This window comes from Mycobacterium sp. (assembly GCF_025965855.1).
GTDB lineage: Bacteria > Actinomycetota > Actinomycetes > Mycobacteriales > Mycobacteriaceae > Mycobacterium.
On sequence record NZ_JAOPWB010000330.1, the window covers coordinates 1 to 6995 of the forward strand.

6 protein-coding genes and 1 pseudogene are annotated in these 6995 nt (G+C 61.7%); 1 reads left to right on the forward strand and 6 read right to left on the reverse strand.

Annotated features, from left to right (window positions below; translation table 11 throughout):
- Nucleotides 1-140 precede the first annotated feature (140 nt).
- Complete coding sequence (locus JWP83_RS28330; protein WP_297738237.1) at nt 141-503, forward strand: hypothetical protein; 363 nt, start codon at nt 141-143, stop codon at nt 501-503.
- A 176-nt stretch (nt 504-679) separates the two neighbouring features.
- On the opposite strand, the pseudogene JWP83_RS28335 reads toward JWP83_RS28330, so the two are convergent.
- The 6 genes and pseudogenes from JWP83_RS28335 to JWP83_RS28360 form a co-directional block, all read right to left on the reverse strand.
- Nucleotides 680-1193: pseudogene (locus JWP83_RS28335) on the reverse strand (integrase core domain-containing protein); the annotation flags it as partial.
- Nucleotides 1194-1210: 17 nt separating this feature from the next.
- Nucleotides 1211-1447, reverse strand: a complete 237-nt coding sequence (locus JWP83_RS28340; RefSeq protein WP_297738248.1) for a hypothetical protein — start codon at nt 1445-1447, stop codon at nt 1211-1213.
- Between the two features lie 142 nt (nt 1448-1589).
- Nucleotides 1590-1982 (reverse strand): acyl carrier protein, encoded by a 393-nt coding sequence (locus JWP83_RS28345; protein ID WP_297738239.1) that lies wholly within the window; start codon nt 1980-1982, stop codon nt 1590-1592.
- The gene (locus JWP83_RS28350; RefSeq protein ID WP_297738241.1) at nt 1979-3349 is read right to left on the reverse strand and encodes an AMP-binding protein; all 1371 of its coding nucleotides are present in this window, start codon (nt 3347-3349) and stop codon (nt 1979-1981) included. Before JWP83_RS28350 ends, JWP83_RS28345 begins: the two co-directional genes overlap by 4 nt.
- Before the next feature lie 476 nt (nt 3350-3825).
- Nucleotides 3826-5058 carry a hypothetical protein gene (locus JWP83_RS28355; protein WP_297738244.1) on the reverse strand — a complete coding sequence of 411 codons (1233 nt, stop codon included), beginning with the start codon at nt 5056-5058 and terminating at the stop codon, nt 3826-3828.
- A gap of 85 nt (nt 5059-5143) precedes the next feature.
- On the reverse strand, nt 5144-6985 hold the full coding sequence (locus JWP83_RS28360) for a thioester reductase domain-containing protein (protein ID WP_297738246.1): 1842 nt from the start codon (nt 6983-6985) through the stop codon (nt 5144-5146).
- Nucleotides 6986-6995: the final 10 nt, after the last annotated feature.

A 6995-nucleotide genomic window follows, 5' to 3' on the forward strand; every position in this document is an offset into this window, starting at 1 on the left:
GCAGTTCTCATGTCCGCCCATGGGCAGTTTCAGCTGTCCATTGACAATTCGGCCGTGCCGCGACAATGTCCTTGTCGTAGAACCGCATCGGGTCGTAGCTGCCGGGGTCCGGAACCCACCATCGTTGACAGGGGTGCAGGGTGTACGGCGATCCCGATGAGGTTTCCGCGACGGATGCTCTACCCACCGATGATGTCATCGATCATCGCAAATCGCGGCAAGAAGGGGTGTGGTCCTGCAACCGCTGGCCCTCGTCGAAGCAGGCCCTTGCCCAACGCAGTCGATCCAGGTCATCGAAGATGGGCCGCCCCACCGAGCGCATCGATCTCGTCGTAGAGCCGCTGCTGAGCTTCGGGATTTTGGCGAGAAACCAGCGCGTCCACGACAACGCAGCGACGGGACCGATCGTGCTGTATTCGCCGTCACGGTGGTTCAGGACGTGGCGCACGTGGTCGGGATGGTCAAAATCACGACATAATGCGATGGCAACGGCAGCCGATTAAATGTCGCCGTAGATACTCCCAGGCGCTGCAAGTATCCGTGCGGATCTGCCCGGTAGTCACGAAGCACACCAATACAGGGCTGCCCGCGGGGCCCCGGTGGGCTCGGTGCATCGCTTCGCCGTCGCGCTCGCAGTACGTCACGCGCCAAGCTGTCAACGGCGGCTGAATGTGGACCCGTTTGCGACGGGGAGTCCGTCGCAGTGCACCTGAACGGTTTCCAGGTCGGCGCGGAAAGCGACTTTGGGGCCAATGACGCTGGGATGCACCGAATAGTCGTTGGAGTCCACCCGCACGTAGTGATCGCGGCCCAGCCGCACGGTGCCCGCCCATCCCGTTACTCGGGCGGTCGGTGGCAACGTCAGCATCGCGGCAAAGTCGGTGTTCCACCGGTCGATCGGTCGACACCCCAATCCGCGGTGCTGACGGGCGTTCGCGGTGACCAACCAGTCGGCCAACTGGGTGTTGAAATCCGATGGTGAGCTGAAACTGCGGGCCGGGGAGAAACGGTGTCTCCAAATAGCCGTTGGCCCGCTCGACTAGGCCCTTGGCTTCAGGGTCTCCGGGTCGGCACTGTACTACCTTGATCCCGAGCATGCCGCGGAAGGCGTTCATCGCAGCGGTCAGCTCAGGCTTACCGGCTCGCCACTTGCCGATCGCAGACTCGTTGTCCCACACCAATACCCGTGGCACCCGCCGCCAACGACTGATCAGCTCCCAATGCCCGGCCAGCAGATCGGGTCTGCCCGACACATGATGTCATTGCTCAGATCGAATGCTCGGTGCGTCAACTCCGAGATCAGGCCGCGGACGGCGCATCCCGGGTCTGCGGTATGGCTGACGTCGAAGAAGTCCGGTTCCCATGCCTGCGGCTCGCAGAGCGTTTGGTGCAGTCCTTCTAGGTCTTCTGCGAAGGTAACCCGCAGCGTCTGAACTTCACAAATCACGTGTCGCAGGGCCTCAGCGATCTCCTTCTGGTCTACCGGACCGCTGGTCTCGAGTTGACAAGAAATGATCTGTTCCGATCGGACGCTAACCTCTGGCCGAACCACAGAGCCTCCTACGCAGCGGAGGCTCCGATGCGGCCGGTCACGTGTACCAGCCCGCGCCGCACTCTTCCGGTGTAAGAATAAGGTCTGCCAGTTCCGCGATGGTGATTTCCGTGAACATCATCGCGAGTCCCATGTCTAGGTAAATGTCGAGGGCGCTTTGCACTTCAAGCAAGAGTTCCACCCGGGTTGCTGACTCAAAGCCTAGGTCCAGAGCGAGGTTCGTCTCTGCGTTCAATTCGCAATCGGAGAATGATGTGTGAATACTGCGTATGGCTTGGATGATCTCAGCAATGACACGCTCTTGGGTCAACGGCTGGTTAGCCGCCGGGAATGCCGTTTCTAGGGGGTCAGGCAGCCCTTTTAGGTAGGCAAGATCGCCGTTATGTGTCTGGGACTCACCGTCGTTCGGCACGCTAATCGATTTAGTCATTTCTTCTCCTCCAGTAGGTATGCGGCGATTGGGCGCCGACGCAACTTGCCGCTCGTGGTCCTGCTCAGCCAGTTTTTTGGTACGAATCGGACTCCGCTCAACGGGAGTGCGGCTTGCCTGGCGGCTCTGAGGACATCGCGACGACAGGCCGCGGCAGCAGCGTGATCGCTGACGGCCGAATCGCTTTCAATCACGGCAACCATGTGAGTCATTGCCTCTTGGTCCATCCCGACCACCGCAACGCGCCCCGCTTTGCCGAACCCGCCGCGGACTAGGAAATCTTCCACTTCGGTCGGGAGGATGTCCTCGCCGGCCACCCGTATCACCTCGGCCGCTCTACCGGTGAAAACCAACTCTCCGTCGGCCATGAACCCGACGTCCCCGGTGCGCACCGGTACAGACGGGGCGATGACCTGATCGCCGAACGGACCCGAGCAGCGAGACGCCGACCGCACCAGCACATCGCCAATGATGAACTCGTTCACGGGATGCCCTTCTACCTCGATCCACACTTCGGTGTTGCGAACCGGGCTTCCGACCGACATCATTTCGGTTGGACGGCCGTCGCCCTCGCGCATGCCGGGAACATCCACCGTGCGCCAATGCCGATCTGCCGGGGCGCAGGTGACCATCAGTGTCGCATCGGCGAGGCCATAGCATGGCCGCACTACGCCGGGGCCCAAGCCGGCAGTCGACTCGAAGGCGGCCAATACTTTCGGGCGTATGACATCGGCGCCGACGAGCACGGCTCGGAGCGCCCCGAGGTCGTGGTCGGAAGTCGCCAGTGCCCTGGTGGCGACATGCAGCCCGGCGGGGATGATCGGCCAGAATCCAACCCGGTGCTGTGCCATCTGCGCAACCCACGCCGCCGGCGCTATCAGGAACTCTTCGGGACTCCATAACAGCAATGGGCGGCCCATCGACAGGGCTAGCAACGTGCTGACTAGACCCATATCGTGCGAGAGCGGCAGAAATGATCCGCCCACGGCGTCTGGTCCGACGGCCAAGGCATCGGCGATGATGTCTAGTTGGGCGCGGATCGCACGATGCGAAATCCGCAGCGGCCGAGGGTTACCAACACTTCCGGAACTGAACTGCAGGAGAGCGGTATCGGGAAACGCGAGCTCGCGTACCGTTTGTCGGGATACCTCCTGCCACGCGCCGCGGGTGTACACGAACCGAGCTTCGACCGTTTCGCTGACCTCGTTCAGCCGGTTCTGTACCGACGCTGCGGACTCGTACGGTTTTGGTCCGTTCATCACCAGCGGTACACCACCGGCGAGCGCCACCATGAACAGCGCGCCCAGCACCTGTTGCGGCTGGTCGGCGAGAATAGGTACGACGGAACCCGCCAGCTCCGGGGCCATCGCTGCTCGAACGCGACCGGTGGCGACGAGATCCCTCGCGTCCAGCGTTTCGCGAGTCCGAATGATCGGGGTCGCGGTCGACCTACCTTCGATCCGCTCGCAAAGGTCTGCTAATAGCGACCCAGCGGAACTTTGCATGCCTATCGAAAAGTCTGCACTGTGAAGCTCCATGACGCGCCCCCGTACCACCTAAACGGAGCTTCCGAGGACGCTTGCCGCGGGTGCGGGCACGCGCTGACTGCCTATCATGCGCAGCAGCCTAGGATGGTTCGACCGTGACTCAACCGGTTTCAATTCAGTGGAGTGACCCAAAAGCTCACGTCGAGTGTTGCCGGTTTAATCGCGATTCTGCTTAGGGTGTTAACGCAGTCATCGGTCTGCCCTGCTTGGAGAATCACAAGCAGGCGCGGCGGTGTCATTTGACGGGCTGAGGCCTCGCTGTCCCGTCGTCTCAACGAATTTCGGCGCCAGCTTTTTCAGAGGCGTTCCAGTGCGGAATCGGCGACGCGGAACACTTCGTCGGGGTCGTAGAGGTCGCGGGCGAAGGTAACGTTGGTGAGGAAGCGCCCGTTTAGTCGGCCGATGGTAAACAGAACCGTTTGGGTTTTGGTGGTGCCGGTACCACACTCGATTTGATCGCAGATTGCCGGAAGGTTGATATTGCCCACGTTGGTCACCGCGCAGGAAACGTTCTGGAACGGCCCACGGCGGCTGACGGGAATCGACGCGGAACGGGCAAGCTTCGTCATCAACTTCTGCTCATTGGGGGAGAAGGCGCCGAGAAGCCAGGGAAGCCAGTAATCGACGCCGTAGCGGAACCAGCGAAACTGACGGGCGATTTGCGGCTGCAGTGGCGCGCCGCGCCGCAGCTGAACGACCAGGCTGCCCGTGTAGTTGCCTGGCACGGTGCGCGGCGACTCCGGCGAGTAACGCGCGAGATCCGTGGGCACTGCGATAGAGACACGTGATTTCTCGGGTTGGGCGCACAGCATCGCTTCCGCGACCGCGATACACATGTATTGGTGTACCGACAGTCCAAGGCCGCGAGCCCTGGCTACGATCCGACTCGTCTCCGTCTCGGAGAGCGCGTATATCCGGGATGCGTAGCCGTTGTCATGGGGTACCGGCGTCTTGCCGTGGGTAAGGTCGACGGTTTCGCGGGCTTGCTTCAATCCTGCCCGTGCGAGATAGCGCAAAAGATAGAACGGCAAAACAGCCAATCCCACTCGAGGGACACCGAAATCGAAGCGGCCGGCAATGTCAATTAGCGGCGCACATCCACCGTTGGCGGCGGCGAGCCAATGGTCGATCCACTGCAGGGCCCCGCGACCGTTGGACAATGCGTGGCTTATCTGAAAGCAGACCTCCCTGCCACCCATCTGCGAAATGCGCACGGGGAGTTCGGGTGTCATTGCCTGGGCCGGCGAAAGCAACTCCTCTAGGGAGAAAAATTGGTTGAAGCGCCGGCGCTGCCCGTCGAGCTCGACGTTCAGCTGCGCGAGGCCAATCGGCTCCCAGTGAAAGGACTTGCCGACCGGTTTGAGGACTACCTGTAGCGCAGGGTTATGCCGCAACAACGAGTCGTAGGATGCCCACAGCAGGTCGGGGTCGTAGTCATCTCGAAACCTCATGACAAATGCGATGTCGTCGCCGCGAAGCATCGGCTCCATCGCGCGGATAGACAGACTGGCAACACGGCCTACGTCCATTGGAATCTCCTAATAGTGCTGGTTCCGAGTGCAATCCAGAAGCGACTATGGCAAGCGCTTTCAGCGCTGCCGAGAGAGCATCGGTTCATACACTCTGCTCCTCGAGTTCGAGTGTCGTTGGGCGCTGTACCAGTCCGATCAGCTGCAGGTTCTCCAGGTATTTGACGATGAGCTGCTTCGTGACGTGTGGAATGTCTTTATCTGGACCGACTTTCGATTTTTGCACCGCAGCCCGGAACCTTTCGGCCGACGCCAAGGCACCCCCGAGAGGCATATGTGGCTGCTCATAGTCCGGGAGGTAGTGCAGCAGTGGCAGGACCGTGTATTCACGCTGCCGTTCCGGCAGGCCCTCTAACGCCGTCCGGAACCGTTGCAGCCATTCGCCGTTGTCGTCTATCCGCTCGATCGGTTGACCGGCCTCGACGAGCCAATCGACATATTCGTCGAGCCCGATGCCGTCGTCGTAGGGATTGATCACGTTATAGGTCTCCACACCGGTGCGCACTTGTTCGCCCAGCGTAGTGATTGCCTCGGCGATGAAATCGACTGGCAGCGCGTCGAAGTGCGCTCGTTGCCGCTTGCCGTCCGCATCACGCTCGTAGAACGAAAAGGGCGCGAGATCCGTGGCCACCAGGGACAGGATCAGCCGGGTGAACAAGTCGGGCAGGTTGAGGTGACCCATGTATCTCGTGTCGGTCAGGATCGTGGCACAGCGGAACACCCCAACCGGCAGCCCGCACAGGTCATTAGCCTCGCGCAAAAGCACCTCCCCCGCCCATTTACTGTTGTTGTAACCATTGGCGAGGCTGTCATCGATTTTGCGGGTAGGGTTCACCACGCGGATATCCGGCTCCTCATCCAGCACGGGCGGCTCTGCGGCCATGGCAACTCCCATGGTGGACACGTACGTGTAGGGTTTGATCGTGGTGGTCATCGCGAGGCGGATCAGCTCCGCGGTGCCGACAACATTGGGACCGAATAGCTGGCTGTACGGCAAGGCGTGACTTACCAAAGCAGCGGAATCGACGATCATGTCGAGGGAGGCGGCCATTTGCTGCCAGGTCCGCTTATCCAACCCGAGGTTGGCTTCGCCCTTGTCGCCCGCGACAACCACCAGATGGCGAGCGGCCAACTCCCGGTAGTGCGCCCACAATTCGGGATCGCCGGTGTCAAAGGTCTTATCGAGGCGACGCCGGGCGTCCTCGTCACTGTCGGCGCGTACCAGGCAGATCAACTTGCCGTCGACGTGAGCCAACCGCTCGAGCCATTCGAGGGCCAGGAAGCGCCCCAAAAATCCCGTCGCGCCGGTCAGCAGCACGTTGCGCACATGTGCGTTCGCGCGCGGCAGCGTGGGAGCCGTCGCAAGCGTTCCCACATCGATGAACTTGTCGAGCGTGAGGTCACTGGCATGCAGTGCGCCGGCGTGGCGATCCTCCGTGGACATCTCGGCCGCATCGGCCAATCGGCCCACCGTCCGGCACTCGAACACCTCCCGTACCGAAAAGTCCACTCCCCGAGTCGCACACGTCGAAACCAGTTGAATCGATACAATGCTGTCCCCGCCGAGGGCGAAGAAGTCGTCGTCGAGCCCGACCCGGTCTCTGCTGAGCACGTCGGCGAACACCTCGGCGACGATCTTTTCGGTGTCGGTTTGCGGCGCCCGGAAAGCCGTGGCGGCAAACACCGGCGCCGGTAACGACTTTCGGTCGATCTTGCCCGAGGACGTCAACGGCAGCTCCTCGAGCACCACAATCTGGGACGGCACCATGTAATCGGGCAACCACGCACCCACCCGGGCCCGCACCGCCTCAGGATCGGGCTCGGGCACACCGCTGACGTAGGCGATCAGGTGATCGCCGGTGGTGGTGTGGTGGAGGGTGGCGGCGGCCTGGGTGACCTCAGAGAAGGCGAGCAGCGTGTTCTCGATCTAGCCCAGT